Here is a 438-nt window from a genome sequence, read left to right as displayed (position 1 = left end):
GATATTGTTACCTGCCAGTGGGCCTACATCAATCAACTTATCCCAGTAATGATGCTTTTTTGCAGCCGTTACGAAACTGGTAATTGCAGCTAAGTCGTTCCCACTGATGGAGCCTTTGTTTTGGGTGATTCGGGTTTTATAACCGGATATGACACTGTTTACATTCGATAGTTGTGAATGGCATCTGCAAAACGATACGAAAAGTACAAACAGGATAAAAAGGTATTTGGTGAAATGGAACATTTGTATGATGATATACATGAATACGTTGTAAATGATATTACCTGAGCTTCTAAATTCCGGTTTGTAAAGACACCAATAGTGTTGGGAAGATTCATCACCTGGCTTATGCTCCATAAGAACATTGGGGTAGATAAAAAAGGTCCGAATATTCCATCAGCGTGTCGTAGGTACGCCCGGTGCCCGGGCACCAAACGT

Annotated in this window: 1 protein-coding gene; it reads right to left on the bottom strand. The window is 41.3% G+C overall.

The features are described 5' to 3' along the window. A partial coding sequence (locus tag I6F37_RS40380) for a hypothetical protein (RefSeq protein ID WP_225154433.1) occupies nucleotides 1-261 on the bottom strand: 261 nt, incomplete at its 3' end. Nucleotides 262-438: the final 177 nt, after the last annotated feature.

This window comes from Bradyrhizobium sp. NBAIM08 (assembly GCF_020193935.1).
In the GTDB taxonomy this organism is placed as follows: Bacteria; Pseudomonadota; Alphaproteobacteria; order Rhizobiales; family Xanthobacteraceae; genus Bradyrhizobium; species Bradyrhizobium yuanmingense.
This window is presented reverse-complemented; position numbering and strand designations above follow the sequence as displayed.